The organism is Streptomyces sp. NPDC006925 (assembly GCF_042869575.1).
Lineage (GTDB): Bacteria > Actinomycetota > Actinomycetes > Streptomycetales > Streptomycetaceae > Streptomyces.
On the sequence record NZ_JBIAGB010000002.1, the window covers coordinates 348,656 to 364,028 of the forward strand.

At 72.1% G+C, this 15,373-nt stretch carries 12 protein-coding genes; 2 read left to right on the plus strand and 10 right to left on the minus strand.

Going from position 1 to position 15,373, the window contains the following annotated elements:
- Positions 1-155 precede the first annotated feature (155 nt).
- From ACFYNS_RS04215 to ACFYNS_RS04250, 8 genes are all read right to left on the minus strand, one after another.
- Positions 156-785 (minus strand): GntR family transcriptional regulator, encoded by a 630-nt coding sequence (locus ACFYNS_RS04215; RefSeq protein ID WP_360696842.1) that lies wholly within the window; start codon positions 783-785, stop codon positions 156-158.
- Positions 786-1,857: 1,072 nt separating this feature from the next.
- Positions 1,858-3,162, minus strand: coding sequence for a phage exclusion protein Lit family protein (locus tag ACFYNS_RS04220; protein ID WP_388600681.1), 1,305 nt, complete (start codon positions 3,160-3,162; stop codon positions 1,858-1,860).
- Positions 3,163-4,159: 997 nt separating this feature from the next.
- Positions 4,160-5,947, minus strand: a complete 1,788-nt coding sequence (sucB, locus tag ACFYNS_RS04225; RefSeq protein WP_388600683.1) for a 2-oxoglutarate dehydrogenase, E2 component, dihydrolipoamide succinyltransferase — start codon at positions 5,945-5,947, stop codon at positions 4,160-4,162.
- Between the two features lie 61 nt (positions 5,948-6,008).
- On the minus strand, positions 6,009-7,415 hold the full coding sequence (gene lpdA, locus ACFYNS_RS04230) for a dihydrolipoyl dehydrogenase (protein ID WP_360303521.1): 1,407 nt from the start codon (positions 7,413-7,415) through the stop codon (positions 6,009-6,011).
- A 275-nt stretch (positions 7,416-7,690) separates the two neighbouring features.
- Positions 7,691-9,271 (minus strand): leucyl aminopeptidase, encoded by a 1,581-nt coding sequence (locus tag ACFYNS_RS04235; protein WP_360303519.1) that lies wholly within the window; start codon positions 9,269-9,271, stop codon positions 7,691-7,693.
- A gap of 145 nt (positions 9,272-9,416) precedes the next feature.
- Positions 9,417-10,244 (minus strand): adenosylcobinamide-GDP ribazoletransferase, encoded by an 828-nt coding sequence (locus ACFYNS_RS04240; RefSeq protein WP_388600686.1) that lies wholly within the window; start codon positions 10,242-10,244, stop codon positions 9,417-9,419.
- Positions 10,245-10,400: 156 nt separating this feature from the next.
- A complete protein-coding gene (locus ACFYNS_RS04245; RefSeq protein WP_388600688.1) occupies positions 10,401-11,534 on the minus strand; it encodes a nicotinate-nucleotide--dimethylbenzimidazole phosphoribosyltransferase in 1,134 nt (377 codons plus the stop codon).
- A gap of 140 nt (positions 11,535-11,674) precedes the next feature.
- Positions 11,675-12,889, minus strand: a complete 1,215-nt coding sequence (locus ACFYNS_RS04250; RefSeq protein WP_388600690.1) for a bifunctional adenosylcobinamide kinase/adenosylcobinamide-phosphate guanylyltransferase — start codon at positions 12,887-12,889, stop codon at positions 11,675-11,677.
- Positions 12,890-12,973: 84 nt separating this feature from the next.
- Between ACFYNS_RS04250 and ACFYNS_RS04255 the strand changes: the two genes are divergently transcribed.
- Together ACFYNS_RS04255 and ACFYNS_RS04260 are read left to right on the plus strand one after the other, a co-directional pair.
- A complete protein-coding gene (locus ACFYNS_RS04255) occupies positions 12,974-13,210 on the plus strand; it encodes a hypothetical protein (RefSeq protein ID WP_360296404.1) in 237 nt (78 codons plus the stop codon).
- 115 nt (positions 13,211-13,325) lie between these two features.
- Entirely contained in the window at positions 13,326-13,763 is a 438-nt protein-coding gene (locus tag ACFYNS_RS04260) for a hypothetical protein (protein ID WP_360296407.1), read from the plus strand.
- A gap of 202 nt (positions 13,764-13,965) precedes the next feature.
- On the opposite strand, the gene ACFYNS_RS04265 is transcribed toward ACFYNS_RS04260, so the two are convergent.
- Positions 13,966-14,652 (minus strand): methyltransferase domain-containing protein, encoded by a 687-nt coding sequence (locus tag ACFYNS_RS04265; protein ID WP_360296460.1) that lies wholly within the window; start codon positions 14,650-14,652, stop codon positions 13,966-13,968.
- Positions 14,649-15,245: a DUF3043 domain-containing protein gene (locus ACFYNS_RS04270; RefSeq protein WP_360296410.1), complete on the minus strand. Its 597-nt coding sequence runs from the start codon at positions 15,243-15,245 to the stop codon at positions 14,649-14,651. Before ACFYNS_RS04270 ends, ACFYNS_RS04265 begins: the two co-directional genes overlap by 4 nt.
- Positions 15,246-15,373: the final 128 nt, after the last annotated feature.

Sequence of the window (15,373 nt, forward strand, 5' to 3'; positions counted from 1 at the left end):
GTGGACCCTGACGGGCAGGACAGGGGAACCCAACGAAGGGACTGTACGCCTCTGATCGATGATCGATCAAAGGTTCTGAAGGGAAAACCCGCCCGCAGACCGAAAATGGCATTCCGTGCCCCGAAATTCGGCACCGAATGCCAGGCTGCCGTGCCTCAGTCCCGCGGGGCGGGCGCGCAGCCCAGCACATGCTCCTTGACCAGCGCACCGATGTGCGGGTCGCGGCGCTCGATGGCCGCCATGACGGCCTCGTGCTCCTCCGCGTACGACTCCTGCACCGTGCCGAGCCAGCGGATCGACAGCGCCGTCCACACCTCGATCCCCAGCCCCTCCCAGGTGTGCAGCAGCACGCTGTTGCCCGCGGCGCGGACCAGCTCCCGGTGGAAGGCCACCGTGTGCCGCACCTGGGCCTCCCCGTCCCCGAGTCGGTCCGCCTCGTACAGCGCCTCCACGTGGGGCCGCAGCGCGGAGACGTCCCCGGCCAGCCGGGGCACCGCCAGCTCGGCGGCGATCTGCTCCAGCCCGGCCCGCACCGGGTAGATCTCCTCCAGATCCGCCGCCGACAGCTCCCGCACCCGCACGCCCTTGTTCGGCGCCGACTCGATCAGCCGCAGCGCCTCCAGCTCCCGCAGCGCCTCCCGCACCGGCGTCTGGCTGACCTCCAGCTCCACCGCGATCCGCCGCTCCACGATCCGCTCACCGGGCTTCCACCGCCCGCTGACGATCCCCTCCACGAGATGCTCGCGGATCTGCTCGCGCAGCGACTGGACGACGGGCGGGGTCATGAAGATGCTCCTCGCAACGAGGTGGTGGGCTCCTAGACGATACGGCGTGACCGGGCACGCAGTGCCACTGCGTACGGTGAGGTATCCGTCACGCGACTACTCCGGCCGGGTGGTCGACCGAGCCGAGCCGATCACCGGAAACGGAGACCCGGCCACGAACCCGCCGCCTCTTTGCGCAGCGTGATGCTCGGCGCGTGGGTAGGGACGTCCGGCGTCGGGAGGGAACGACCCTGGACCGGCCCCGACCTCGTTGGGCACCGGGACTACCGCCGCGCCTCGGGTGCCGTCGGGGGCGGGGGTACATTGCGTCTGCCCCGTCGGGAGCTGCCGGGCGAACCTGGCTGCCGGGCAAGCAGGCGCACAGCACTAATATCCGTGCTCTGGGGCGAAATCGGCCGTGGTCGTCTTGATGCCCTGCGCCGTTTATGACCTTCTTCCGTGCCGGTTCCAGTGGGAGACGGGACAAGCGCGAACGCGGTTGATGAGGTCCCGTGGCCGGGCGGCTGCGTACACCCGCCTGCTGCCGTGCGCCCTCGTGCTGCCCACTGAGGTTGGTAGTCGACATGTGCACAGTCCCACATCGACGTGACCGTCACCCTGTGTCAGTAAGCCTGGCGGTGATCGGCAGGTTCCTTCCGGCCTCCGTGCCCGCCTTGACAGCCCCAGGTGGGGACGGGCTCCTCGCTTTCGCTGCCGCGATTCCCCAGTGCTGGCTAGTCCTGCGGAGTGACTCCGGCACAGAAGGACGTGAGCCCCATGCGCACGACGAGGGCTGCAATGATTGCGCCATGGACTGATTGGCTATACTCGGATGGCAGCAAGTCAAGAATATCGGCAGCAGTGAGTGAGTCCACGGCGGAATTGACCTTCCGGGGCGCTCCAGAGTTCAGACAGATGGCCCTCTGCAGCTGGCTGTATCGATTCCTGAACCAGCGACGTCCGTGCTCCCCCGCCTCTGACCTGTCCTCCGGAGCTGCTCCCGGGCCAGAACCAAGGAGCACGAACCCTAGCTGCTCGAAGAGTTCATCCTCATCCATGGCCTCGTACTTACGGAGAACATCCTGTGAGATGGTCATGCACTATTCTCCAACCTTGTGAGACGTTGTGCTACGAGTGTCGTAGCTCGCAAGTCCGCCTGTAGGCCGCTGAGGCCGAGACCATTTTGAATCTGTTTGAGTAGTCCTGAAAAGCTGAGCGCTATGAAGGGGTCCGTGATCGCCCCCAATTCACGCTCCTTTACGCCCCACAGGCGCAGTCCTTCGTGAATGCGGTCGTCCAGCACGGCTTCGGCGCCTGCAGTCAATCTCGTACCGCACCGGGTATCCTCCTCTCGGAGGTACTGTATTTGTTCGTCCGGGCTGGTCGCGAGGATCTCTGCCGCTGTAGCCAGCTGCCTGCGTGCTGCGTCATCACCCGGCTGCCAGCCGGTCAGTGGGTGATCGATTGCCAGTTCCCATGGTATCCGCGGGGAATTCAGGGAGAAGTCGGATGCGCGCCCCGTAAGATGCACCAGATGGAACCCGAATATCTTTGTCTGCGCAGAGAGCCGAGGCGGCATCGCTGAGAGCAGATACTCCAGACGCTCCAGGGCCGGAGGGTGGGTGCCGCCGCGGCGCAGCAGGAGGGCCTGTTCCGAGAAGGAGATTGCCACCACGGCAACGAGAGCCCCCAGGGCGGCGTAGGTCGCGGGCCCCGACCCCTCACGTTCATGAGTCTTGAGTACCGCCTGCACGGCCAACTGGTCCGCTCTTGCTTCTCGCGCCGGGTCGGAATGACAGGATCCACCGCCGGACAGTCTGGAATGTCCGAGCGTCAGGTGCGCTAATTCGTGCGCGATGATGAATCGCAAGGTGTGCGTCTGGAGTGCCTCCGCGTGCTCCATCGGACGGTCATCCAACTTTAAGTACGGCACCAGTAGTCTAAAACCCATGCGTTGGTTCAACGCGGCATATCGCAGTGCAGCGACGAGTAGTTCATCATCAGTTCCAGGTAGTCCGCGAGCTCTGTGTGCCGCCTCGCGGAGCGTGGCCCAAATTCCCTCTTTGACGTAGGTGAGGGCAAGATGCGAGGTGTAGAGAACCGTGAGTGCGATCATCCCGTCATACATACGGATCAATGACGAGCCGTCACTATAGGTTTCACAACCAGCGGTGATTTCGGGTCCTGGAACTTGGAGGAATTCCAGGAGGGCGAGATCGCTCTCTGCGGCTCCAAGGTCGATGAACGACTGGGTGAGGCTGTGTCCTACCTCCTCGAACCACGCGTCGAGTATCGAGCTACTGGCGGGGCCGAACTGCTCGAAGAAGCTGATGGCCTCTGGGGTGAGGACGTCCGCGTCTGTCAATCCTTTGCTTCGGAGGCTGGAGAGGTCGGCCATCGCATCTTCGTACCGATCCTGGAGTAGGGCCGCTCGTCTTTGGGCCGCCTCGCTTGGCTTCCCCGCCTGGTGAGCATCGGTCATGATGCCTCTCCCCCCGTTGCAAGTCGGCGCCGAGCCCCCGGGGCGCCGTCCTCCAGCGTCTACCACGACACGTGAGTAAATATACACGTACGGACCACAAGGGCAGGGCCCATCGTCTCCCCGGATATCCCGGTGCGGTGACTCCGGCGGGTGTGGCGATGTGGCGGCCCTTGATCCGGTCACCCGGCCTGGATTTGATCAAGTTTCGTAGGCATCCGAATCGTCGGTCGACTGGTCGAAAACGAGATTGGTGATCAGACAAACGCCCGACCGTCGGTTCGCCGGTGCGGTCCAATCACCAACCGATACTTTGGAGGGTCCAGGTCGCGTTCAGGTAGCCGAGACAGTCGCACGCGGTGGTCCAGAGCCGACAGGTCCTGAGGATCACCAGCAGGACCATGCTCTGACTTCGCGCCTGGCTCGTAAGATCGATGCCGCAGTCGGGGGCGGTGTCACTGCGCTGGTTGTCGCGAGGTCGCTGCTCGCCGACGCGGCGGAGTCGGATCAGACCGAACAGAAAAAGAAGTGCTGCTGGAAGAAAGCAACCACCAGTGTCGCTGAACCGGAAGCTGGGTGTGCGGGTACCGGATGAGGCCGCCGACCGGGTGCTGCCTTCAGGATCGGTTCGCGGTACGACACAGCCCTGCGGTTCTTCAGCCTTCCTGCCGAAGGTGCTTGCATCTTCCGGAGCCGGAGACCCTGACCAAGGGATTGTGGATGACTTCCCTCTGTCCGGACGGCGCTCCTTTGGGGGAGACCGCTCAAGAGCCCCCCGGGGCTCAAACCTCAGGTCGGACATCGAATAGCCCGCCACCCCGCAGGGGCAGTGCTTTGGTGCAGACCGGACTCTTGTACAAAGGTGCCCCCGCCACAGCCATGGCGGGGGCACCTTCGGTACGCGGCGACCGCGGGCTTACAGCCCCAGCTCGCCCTCGAACTCGCCGGCCTCCAGGCGGGCCTTGACGTCGTTGAGGTAGCGGGCGGCGTCGGCGCCGTCCACGAGCTGGTGGTCGTAGGACAGGGTCAGGTAGACCATGTCGCGGATCGCGATGGTCTCGCCCAGGTCCGGGTGGTTGACCACCATCGGGCGGCGCACGGTGGCACCGATGCCCAGCTCGGCGACCTGCGGGTAGTTCACGATGATGGTGTCGAAGAGCGCGCCCCGCGAACCGGTGTTGCTGATCGTGAAGGTGCCGCCGGACATGTCGTCCGGGCCCAGCCCGCCCTCGCGGACCTTCTTGGCCAGATCGGCGGTCTTGCGGGCGATGCCCGCCAGGTTGAGGTTCCCGGCCTCCTTGATGACCGGGACCATCAGGCCCTTCTCCGAGTCCACCGCGACGCCGATGTTCTCCACGTCGTGGTAGGTGATGGTGCCGTCGTCGTTCAGCCGCGCGTTGACGGACGGGTGCGCCTTCAGCGCCTCGGCCGCCGCCTGCACGAAGAACGGCATCGGCGAGAGCTTGACGCCCTCGCGCGCCGCGAAGGAGTCCTTCGCGCGGGCCCGGAGCTGCATGACCCGGGTGACGTCCACCTCGACGACCGTGGAGAGCTGCGCCTGGCTGTGCAGCGCCTTCATCATGTTGTCGGCGATGAGCTTGCGGATCCGCGGCATCTTCACCGTCTGGCCGCGCAGCGGCGACGGCTCCAGCTTCGGCGACTTCGGAGCGGCCGACGCCGCGGCGGCGGGCGCCGCGGCCGGGGCCTGCGCCTTCTTGGCCTCGGCGGCCTCGATGACGTCCTGCTTGCGGATCCGGCCGCCCACACCGCTGCCGCGCACCGCGGAGAGGTCGACGCCCTGCTCGGCGGCCAGCTTGCGGACCAGCGGCGTCACGTAGGCGCCGTCACTCTCCGGCGCCGGAGCCGATGCCGGTGCCGGTGCCGCCGGGGCCTGCGCTGCCGGGGCGGGAGCCGCCGCCGGGGCGGGCTGGGCCTGCGGGGCGGGCTGCGCGGGAGCCGGCTGGCCCTGCGAGGGCTCCGGAGGTGTCTGCGGCGCGGCGGGCTGCGCCGGAGCGGCGGCGGGGGCCTGCGCGGCCGGGGCGGGCTCCGCGGGGGCCGCCGGGGCCTGCGCGGCGGGGGCCGGCGCCGCGGCACCGGCGGCACCGATGACGGCCAGCTTGGCGCCGACCTCCGCCGTCTCGTCCTCGCCGACGCTGATCTCCAGCAGAGTACCGGCGGTGGGCGCCGGGATCTCGGTGTCGACCTTGTCGGTGGAGACCTCCAGCAGCGGCTCGTCGGCCTCGACCTCGTCACCGACCTGCTTCAGCCAGCGGGTGACGGTGCCCTCGGTGACGGACTCGCCCAGCGCGGGCAGCACCACGTCGGTGCCCTCGGCGGCGCCGCCGGAGGGAGCGGCGGCGGGCTCGGGCTGGGCCGGGGCGGCCGGTGCCGCGGGCTGCTCGGGCTCGGCCGCCGGTGCGGCGGCGGGCTCCTCGGCGGCGGCCGGTGCCGCGGCCGGTGCGCCGGAGCCGTCGTCGATGACGGCCAGCTCGGCGCCGACCTCCACCGTCTCGTCCTCGGCGACCTTGATGGAGGAGATGGTCCCGGACGCGGGCGCCGGGATCTCGGTGTCGACCTTGTCGGTGGAGACCTCGAGCAGCGGCTCGTCGGCCTCGATGTGCTCACCCTCGGCCTTCAGCCATCGGGTGACGGTGCCCTCGGTCACGCTCTCGCCGAGCGCCGGCAGGGTTACGGAAACCGCCATGGTTTCTGTTGCTCCTTACAAAGCTGTGCGGATGGGTCGCGCCCTGACTCGAACTCGGCGGTCAGTCGTGGGAGTGCAGCGGCTTGCCGGCCAGCGCCAGGTGGGCCTCGCCGAGCGCCTCGGTCTGCGTCGGGTGGGCGTGGATGAGCTGGGCCACCTCGGCGGGCAGCGCCTCCCAGTTGTAGATGAGCTGGGCCTCGGCCACCTGCTCACCCATGCGGTCACCGACCATGTGGACGCCGACCACGGCACCGTCGCGCTCCTGGACGAGCTTCACCTCGCCTGCCGTCTTGAGGATCTTGCTCTTGCCGTTGCCCGCGAGGTTGTACTTGAGCGTGACGACCTTGTCGGCACCGTACCGCTCCTTGGCCTGCTCCTCGGTCAGGCCGACCGAGGCCACCTCCGGGTTGCAGTAGGTCACCCGCGGTACCCCGGCGTAGTCGACCGGCACCGGGTTCAGCCCCGCCAGCCGCTCCGCGACCAGGATGCCCTCGGCGAAGCCCACGTGTGCGAGCTGCAGGGTGGGGATCAGGTCGCCGACGGCGGAGATCGTCGGCACGTTGGTGCGGCAGTACTCGTCGACCGTCACGAAGCCGCGGTCCACGGCGACCCCGGCCTCCTCGTAGCCCAGGCCCTCGGAGACCGGGCCGCGGCCGATGGCGACCAGCAGCACCTCGGCCTCGAACTCCTTGCCGTCGGCCAGGGTGACCTTGACCCCGCCGTCGGTGTACTCGGCCTTGTCGAAGAAGGTGCCCAGGTTGAACTTGATGCCGCGCTTGCGGAAGGCCCGCTCCAGGAGCTTGGAGCTGTTCTCGTCCTCGGCCGGCACCAGGTGCTTGAGGCCCTCGACGACGGTGACGTCCGCGCCGAAGGACTTCCACGCCGAGGCGAACTCGACGCCGATGACGCCGCCGCCCAGGATGATCGCGGACTTCGGGACCCGGTCCATGACCAGCGCGTCGTCGGAGCTGATGATGCGCTCGTGGTCGATGGTCAGACCCGGCAGCGACTTCGGCACCGAGCCGGTCGCCAGCAGGATGTGGCGGCCCTCGTAGCGCTGGCCGTTGACGTCGACCGAGGTCGGCGAGGAGAGGCGGCCGGCGCCCTCCACGTAGGTGACCTTGCGGGAGGCGACCAGCCCCTGCAGGCCCTTGTAGAGGCCGGAGATCACGCCGTCCTTGTACTTGTGGACACCGGCCATGTCGATGCCCTCGAACGAGGTCTTGACACCGAACTCGGCGCTCTCGCGGGACTGGTCGGCCACCTCGCCCGCGTGCAGCAGCGCCTTGGTCGGGATGCAGCCCCGGTGCAGGCAGGTACCGCCCAGCTTGTCCTTCTCGATCAGGGCGACGTCGAGACCGAGCTGCGCGGCGCGAAGGGCGGCGGCATAACCGCCGCTGCCGCCCCCGAGGATCACTAGGTCGAAAACGGTGCTGGCGTCGTTCGCCACGTCACGTCCTCCATGCATGGGTACGCCGTAGCCGGTCTCCTGTGACCGGGCGGCTTGAGGTTCGGCCGCTGTGTGTCTGCTCGGCCCTTGTCGTGTCGGCTACTGTCAAGCCGTGCGGGGCCCTGTCCTGCCGGTCATCCATCTTCGCACCTGTTGCCGGAAACCGGGACGCGGGCCCCCGCTACCCGGAAAACCCCGGGCCCGGGGCGTGCGGCGGCCGCCGTCGGGTGCCGGTGGCGGCCGGGGTCGCGCCGGGTGCGCGGGCCGCGGTGGACCCGCGCCCGCCGCGGGGCTCAGTCCAGACCGCTCTCCGCGGTGCGCTCCACGAGCCGGACCAGCGTACGGACCGCCGAGCCCGTGCCGCCCTTGGGCGTGTAGCCGAAGGGGCCGGACTCGTTGAAGGCCGGGCCCGCGATGTCCAGGTGCGCCCAGCGGGTGTCCTCGGGGACGAACTCCTTCAGGAAGACCCCGGCCAGCAGGCCGCCGCCCATCCGCTCGCCGATGTTGGCGAGGTCGGCGACCGGCGAGTCCATGCTCTTGCGCAGGTAGCCGGGCATCGGCATCGGCCAGGCGGCCTCGCCCGCCTCCTCCGCGGACTCGTGCACCGCCCCGCGGAACGCGTCGTCGTTCGCCATGATCCCGAACGTCCGGTTGCCCAGCGCCAGCACCATCGCGCCGGTCAGGGTGGCCACGTCCACGATCGCGTCCGGCCGCTCCTCGCCGGCCCGGGTCAGCGCGTCCGCCAGCACCAGCCGGCCCTCGGCGTCGGTGTTGAGCACCTCCACGGTCTTGCCGCTGTACATGGTCAGCACATCACCCGGACGGGTTGCCGAGCCGGACGGCATGTTCTCCGCGAGCGCCAGCCACCCGGTCACATTGGCCCGCAGCCCCAGCCGGGCGGCGGCGACGACCGCGGCGAAGACGGCGGCGGCGCCGCTCATGTCGCACTTCATCGTCTCGTTGTGGCCGGCGGGCTTGAGCGAGATGCCGCCCGAGTCGTAGGTGATGCCCTTGCCGACCAGCGCCAGGGACGTCTTCGCCTTCGGGTGCGACCAGCCGATCCGCACCAGCCGCGGCGGCTGCGCCGAGCCGTTGCCGACCCCCAGGATGCCGCCGTAGCCGCCCTTGGCCAGCGCCTTCTCGTCCAGCACCTCGAAGGTGAGGCCGTGCGCCTTGGCCGCGGCGCGGGCCTCGGCGGCGAACGCCTTGGGGTCCAGCCCGTTGGCCGGGGTGTTGATCAGGTCGCGGGCGCGGTGCACCTCCTCGGCGACGACCAGGGCCCGGTCGACGGCCGCCTTGTGCGCCTTGTCCCGCGGCTTGCCGCCGAGCAGCGCGACCTCCGCCAGCGGCGCCGAGGCGTCCTTGCTGCCCTTGCCGCCCTTGCCGTCCTCGGACTCGCTGCCCTTGCCCCGGTACGCGGTGAAGGAGTAGGCGCCCAGCAGCGCGCCCTCGGCGACCGCGGCCACCGCCTCGGCGTCCTCCAGCGGCAGCGCGAACCCGGCCTTCCGGCTGCCCGCCAGCGCGCGCGCCGCGGCCCCCGCCGCCCGGCGCAGTGCCTCGGTGCCGTACGTCTCCTGCTTGCCGGGGGCGTCGCCCAGGCCGACCGCGAGTACCAGCGGGGCCTTCACCCCGCTCGCCGGCGCCGGGAGCTTGGTGACCTCGCCCTCGCCGCCGCCGGCGCCGAGCGTCTCGAGCGTCGCGGCCAGCTTCCCGCCGTACGCCTTGTCCACGGCCTCCGCGCCGGAGGCGAGGACGACGGCGGAGCCGCCCGCCCGGCCCGCCTTGCCGGCGGAGCCGCCCTTGGCGATACCGATGACGACAGCGTCCGCGCGCAGCGTCGCAGCGGACGAGGTGCTGAGAGTCAGTGCAGACACGTGGGAAAGACCTTCTTCCTGGACGGGGCTCCGGAGAGCGAAGCGGCTCCGGTTTCGGACGCTCCGGGCATGGTATGCCCGCCCTCTTCTTCCCGTCGCAGGTCCTCCTGCCACCTTCCGGCCTGCCGGCGGCGGGCCGCGGCGCTCACAACAGGACCGCCACCACCAGCGTGCAGCTCGTCGCGGCCTCGGCCACCCCGCCGAAGACGTCCCCGGTCACGCCCCCGAACCGCCTGACGCAGTGCCGCAGCAGCAGTTCGGCGGCGCACAGTCCCAGGACCGTGCCGGCTGCTGCCCCTGCGGCGGCCGTGCGGCCCGCCGGCCAGGCGCACCCGGCCGACAGCACGGCGCAGCAGCCCGCAGCGGTCAGCGCCGCCGCCCGCGGCACGGTCTCCGCGACGGCGGCCCCCAGGCCCTCGGGCCGCGCGGCGGGCACGCCCCGGCGGGCGGCGAGGACCAGCGCGCCGCGGGCGGCGACGGCGGCGGCCACCGCACCGGCCGCCCCGGCGCCCCACCCTCGCGCGTACAGCTCGGCGAGCGCGGCCACCTGCGCCAGCAGCACGAACATCAGAGTGACCACGCCGAACGGTCCGATATCGGACTGCTTCATCACCCGCAGCGCCGCGTCGGCGGGCTTCCCGCTGCCCAGTCCGTCGGCGACATCGGCCAGCCCGTCCAGATGCAGTCCCCTGGTCAGCACGGCGGGCACCGCCGTGCTCACGACCCCGGCCAGCAGCGCGGAGGCGCCGCACAGCAGCAGCGCGGTCCCCGCCGCGGCAGCGAGGCCGCCCACCACCAGCCCGACCGCCGGGGCGCACACCATGCCCGCCCGCGCGGCCGACCGGTCCCAGCGGGCGACCCGTACCGGCAGCACGGTCAAGGTGCCGAAAGCGAACCGCAGTCCCTCGGCCGCGGAGGCCGGAGCGCCGGCGGGAGTACCGGCGGGAGTACCGGCGGGGGAGGAGGCGTCCATGGCGGAGCAGGCTACCCGCGCCCTCCGCCCGGTCCCGGTCCCGGTCCCGGCCCCGGTCCCGGGGTCGGGGCCGGCGGCACCCGCCGGAGCGGGCCGGGCTCCGCACGGGCCGAGGACGCGCGCCGTCCCGCCCGGCTGCCCGGCACCCGCCGGTGCTCAGGTGGCGTCCAGGGCCTCCGGCCCGCTGCCCCGTCCGGCGACCGGGTCCCCGGCCGGCTCCTCCGGGTCCGCCACCGGGCCCTCCCGGACCGGGAGTTCGGCTGCCAGCGCCGCCGCCGCCCGCACCAGCGGCAGCGCCAGCAGCGCACCGGTGCCGCCGCCCAGCTCGACGCCCTGCTCCAGCAGCGGGTCGGCGGCCAGCCGGTCCAGGGCCTTGGCCTGCGCCGGTTCGCTGCCCGCCTGGCCCGCCAGCCACCAGTCCGGGGCCCGGAAGGCCACCCGCTGGCCGACCAGCGCGCACGCCGCGGAGACGACACCGTCGAGCACCACCGGGGTGTGCCGGACCGCGGACTGCAGCAGGAAGCCCGTCATCGCCGTCAGGTCGGCGCCGCCGACCGCCGCCAGCAGCTGGAGCTGGTCGCCCAGCACCGGCCGGGCGCGGCGCAGCCCGTCCCGCACGGCGGCGCACTTGCGCATCCAGGTCAGATCGTCGATCCCGCCCCCGCCGCGTCCGGTCACCACCGACGCGTCGGTGCCGCACAGCGCGGCGATCAGCGTCGCGGCCGCGGTGGTGCCGCCGACGCTCAGGTCGCCGAGCACCACCAGGTCGGTCCCGGCGTCGGCTTCCTCGTCCGCGAGTGCCATCCCCGCGCGGAACGCCTCCTCGGCCTCCTCGCGGGTCAGCGCGTCCTCGGTGTCCAGACGGCCCGAGGAGCGGCGCACCCGGTGCCGGGTCACCTCGGCGGGCAGCGTCTCCGGGTCGCAGTCGAGCGCCATGTCCACCACCCGCACCGGCACCTCGAACTGCCGTGCGAGGATGCCCGCGGGGGAGGCGCCGTCCAGCAGTTCGCGGACCAGTTCGGCGGCGGTGCCCGGCTGCCGGGTGGAGACGCCGAGTTCGGCGACGCCGTGGTCCCCGGCGAAGACCACCACGCGCGGGCGGGCGACCGGCCGCACCGGTACCCGGGCCTGCGCGGAGCCGAGCCATTCGCCCACGTCCTCCAGCCGTCCCAGGGCCCGCGGGGGCAGCCCGGTCAGCGCCCGCCGTTCCTCGGCCTCCTGGCGCAGGCCGCCGTGCGGCCGTTCGATGAGGTCGGAGAAGTCGTCCAGATCCAGGCTGCGCTCGCTCATGCTCGCCGAGCGTACGTGAGTGGCACGGCCGCTTCAGCAGCCCCCGTACGGCAGTTCAGCGGAGAGCGGAGAGCGGAGAGCGGAGAGCGGAGAGCGGGGAGCGGGGAGCGGGGACGGCACCGGCGGCCGGCCCCGTCTCCTCACCGCAGCGGCAGCGCCACTCCGGCGACCGTCAGCAGCACGTGCTCGCACTCCTCGCCGAACCGCGCGTTTAGCCTGCCCAGTTCGTCGCGGAACCGGCGCCCGGCCGAGGTCGCCGGCACCACCCCGGACCCCACCTCGTTGCTGACCGCCACCAGCAGCCGCGGCGTGCGGCGTACGGCTTCCAGCAGCGTGTGCACCCGCGCGGACAGTTCGGCGGCGCCGCCCCGCGCCCAGCGGGTGTCGTCCCACGCCTCCACCTCGTCCATGGCGTGGGTCAGCCACAGCGCCAGGCAGTCGATCAGCAGCGGCGGCCCTTCCCGTTCCAGCAGCGGTACCAGGTCGCAGGTCTCCTCGGTGCGCCACGAGGCGGGACGCCGCTCGCGGTGCTCGGTCACCCGCGCGGCCCACTCGGGGTCGCCGTCGCGGGTGCCGCTCGTCGCCACGTACACCACCCCGGGGAACGCCGCCAGCCGCCGCTCGGCCTCCACCGACTTGCCCGACCGTGCCCCGCCCAGCACCAGCGTCCGGCGCGGGACCTCGGGGCCGTCCGCTCCACCGTGGTACGCGCCGACGGTGAGCGTCGTACCGTCCGGCACGGCCCGGGCCCCGGCGGCGGCCAGCCGCCGGTGCAGCTCCGCACCCGGCGGCACCGCGTGCCCCAGGTGGACGGCGACGACATCGGTGCCCGCGCCGACCAGGCCCGCCTCCCGCAGCCCGGCCAGCGCGCCGGGTCGCCCGGCGACGTCCATCAGCACGGTGTCGCAGGGGCCGCCGTGCCCGACGCCGCCGCCCAGCCCGGCGGGTGCGGCGCCCGGCGGCAGGTGGAGCAGCCGCTCCCCGTCGGGGCCGGTGACCAGATAGCCGGTGCCGGGCGAGTCCAGCGCCAGGGCCCGCACCCGGTGCCCGCTGATCAGCGCCAACTCCTGGCGGTCCGGCAGCCGGACGGGGGCCGGCAGCCCGGCGGGCACCTCCGGGGCCGGACCGTCGTGCGGATGGGTCAGGAGCACCTGCCGCACCCCGCTGAGCGACCGCCCGGCCCGTGCCGCGGCGAACGCGGGCCCCGGGGTCAGATCGAGCAGCAGGGTGCTGTCCACCAGCACCGCCGTCGCCGCCCGTGCCTCGCTGCCGGTGGCGGCGGCGCAGCGGGCGCAGGGGCAGTCGGGCAGCGGGAGGCCGGCGGGACCGCCGGTGCCGAGCAGAGTGAGTTCCACCCTCCGATCGTCTCGTGACCTGCCGTCGCGTGCGCACGGGGGACTACGCTTCCGGGAGCAACCGGCGATCTTACGGAGGCACTGATGGCGTGGACGTGGCGGTTCGAGAAGGCCGACGGCACGGAGACCGAACCGGCCGTGGAGCCGGAGGAGTTCCCCACCCAGTCGGACGCCGAGTCGTGGATCGGCGAGGTGTGGCGGGAGCTGCTGGAGGGCGGCACCGATCAGGTGACCCTCCGGGAGGACGACAGCACCGTCTACGGCCCGATGAGCCTGCATTCGGCCTCGGAGGCGGACACCGGGGACACCGCCTCCGGGTGACGGGGCGGCGCCCCGCGCACCACGGAGCCCGCCCCGCGCTCGGCCCGAAGCCCGTGCGGCAGCCCGGTCGGCGACTGGTCTCGCCGGTGTCGGACAGCCGCTACCCTCGGTGCGCATGGACGTACGAGGTGCGGTTTACGTGGTGCTGCGGGGCCCGGCTGAAAAGGTGGAGCGGACATTGGCGACGCTGAAGAAGGCCGGGATCTTCGCCGAACGGTCGGTTCGCGGGCCCGACGCGGTCGAGGCCTTCTTCCACGGGGGTGACGAGCGGCCCAGTCCCCGCTTCATGGACGTGTGCGCGGCCCACGTGGCCAAGGCGGCCATCGGCACCGACTTCACGGTCGAGGAGACGGGCACCATCAGCAGCGCCGCGGCCGCCCGGCAGCTGGCCTACAACCGGCGGACGGGGGAGTGGCTGGGCGCCTTCATCGACACCCAGGCGCCGGAGCAGGCCCGGTCCGAGACCCTCGCCCACCTCGCCCGGGAGCAGGGCATCGAGCCGGCCGACATCGAGCTGCGCGATCCTCCCGAGTTCCGGCCCGCCGCCGGCTGAGCTGCGGCCGTCTCCGGGAGAGCCGAGCGGGGCTGCGCAGACCGGGCCCCGGCACCGTCCGGACGGCCCCGGCACGGCCGGGCGGCCTCGGCCCCGCACCCAGCGGCCTCGGCCCTCGGCCCACGGCCCTCGGCCCTCGGCCCTCGGCCCTCGGCCCTCGGACCCCGAACCCCGAACAAGCTTCAGCCCCGCACTCCGGGCCTCAGCCCCGCACCCCGAACAGGTGCAGCGACTCGGCCACACCCCGGTAGGGGTCCATGCGGCAGGCCCGCTCCTCCGCCTCCAGGGCCTCGGCGGGACCGGCCGGGTCGCCGGGTGCGAGCACCCCCACGCCGTACCAGCGGTCCATGGGCACTCCGATCCGGGCGAGGAAGGAGGTCAGGGCCTCCAGCCGCAGAAAGCGGTCGCTCTCGCCGGGCTCGGCCTCCAGCGCCGCACGGGCACCCGCCCAGTCCCCGGCCAGCCCGGGCCGCATCGCCCGGGCCGCCACGTTGGGCAGGACGAGCGAGAGCAGCCCGCCGGTGTCGAGCACCCGGGCGAGCCCGGCCAGTGTGCTGTCCGGGTCCCGGGACCGGCCCAGGACGTCGTGGCCGAGCACCAGGTCGAAGGTGCCGGGCAGGAAGTGCGCCCCGGTGTCCTGGCCGCCGCCGGCCCGGGTGCGGAAGCGGGCGCGTATCCCCTCGGGCTCCTCCGCGAGCGCCGCGTCCAGCGCCGCGAGCCGCGTCGGATCGGACTCCAGGCCGGTGACCTGATGACCGGCCCGCGCCAGCCGCAGCGCCTGCGCGCCGTCGCCCAGCCCGGCGTCCAGTACCCGGAGCCGGCGCCCCACCTCGAAGTGCGCGGCTATCCGCTCCTCGAGTTGCCGGGCGACCAGCTCCTGCCTGATCAGGGCTTCTCGCCGCGTGCTACCTGCGGCTTGGGCAGGCGCATGCGGCGCATCTGAAGGGTCCGCATCAGCGCGTAGGCGATGGCGCCCCGGCGGTTCTCGTCCGGGTAGCGCTCCTGGATCCGCTTCTTGAGCCGCACCGTGGTGCCGATGGAGTCGATGACGATCAGCACGATCACCACGAGCCACAGCAGCAGCGAGATGTTCTTGAGCTGCAGCGAGGGCAGCATGCTCAGGACGAGGATGATCACGGCCAGCGGCAGGAAGAACTCCGCCACGCTGAACCGGGAGTCCACGAAATCGCGCGCCAGGCGCCGCACCGGACCCTTGTCGCGGGCGGGCAGATGGCGCTCGTCCCCGCTGGCCAGCGCCTCGCGCTGTTTGGCCAGCTCGGCCCGGCGAGCCTCGCGCTGCCGCTTGGCCGCGTCCTTGCGGCCCTGCGGCCCGGAGGCCATCGGGCGGCGCGGACCGCGCGCCTCGCTGCGCTTGGGAGTGGGGCGACCCTTGGGTGCTTGCGGGTCGCGGGGCTGGTGGGGCTCGGCCGCCATCACCTGGGATGAGCCGACCTGCCCTGCTTTCGAACGGCTACGGAACACACCTCAAGAGTACGGTGTGCCGCGGAGTGCGCCCCAGCCCCCAGGGGTAGGGACCGGAATCACCGGTCCCTGTCGCGGACGGGTGCCTACTCCCTGCGCCGGAGAGCGCGGGAGGCTGATCGTCCTCA

What these genes read in the sequence shown, in the direction of transcription:
- ACFYNS_RS04215 (WP_360696842.1), bottom strand. Translation starts at nt 785, where the DNA reads ATGACCCCGCCCGTCGTCCAGTCGCTGCGCGAGCAGATCCGCGAGCAT.
- ACFYNS_RS04220 (WP_388600681.1), bottom strand. Translation starts at nt 3,162, where the DNA reads ATGGCCGACCTCTCCAGCCTCCGAAGCAAAGGATTGACAGACGCGGAC.
- sucB (WP_388600683.1), bottom strand. Translation starts at nt 5,947, where the DNA reads ATGGCGGTTTCCGTAACCCTGCCGGCGCTCGGCGAGAGCGTGACCGAG.
- lpdA (WP_360303521.1), bottom strand. Translation starts at nt 7,415, where the DNA reads ATGCATGGAGGACGTGACGTGGCGAACGACGCCAGCACCGTTTTCGAC.
- ACFYNS_RS04240 (WP_388600686.1), bottom strand. Translation starts at nt 10,244, where the DNA reads ATGGACGCCTCCTCCCCCGCCGGTACTCCCGCCGGTACTCCCGCCGGC.
- ACFYNS_RS04245 (WP_388600688.1), bottom strand. Translation starts at nt 11,534, where the DNA reads ATGAGCGAGCGCAGCCTGGATCTGGACGACTTCTCCGACCTCATCGAA.
- ACFYNS_RS04255 (WP_360296404.1), top strand. Translation starts at nt 12,974, where the DNA reads ATGGCGTGGACGTGGCGGTTCGAGAAGGCCGACGGCACGGAGACCGAA.
- ACFYNS_RS04260 (WP_360296407.1), top strand. Translation starts at nt 13,326, where the DNA reads ATGGACGTACGAGGTGCGGTTTACGTGGTGCTGCGGGGCCCGGCTGAA.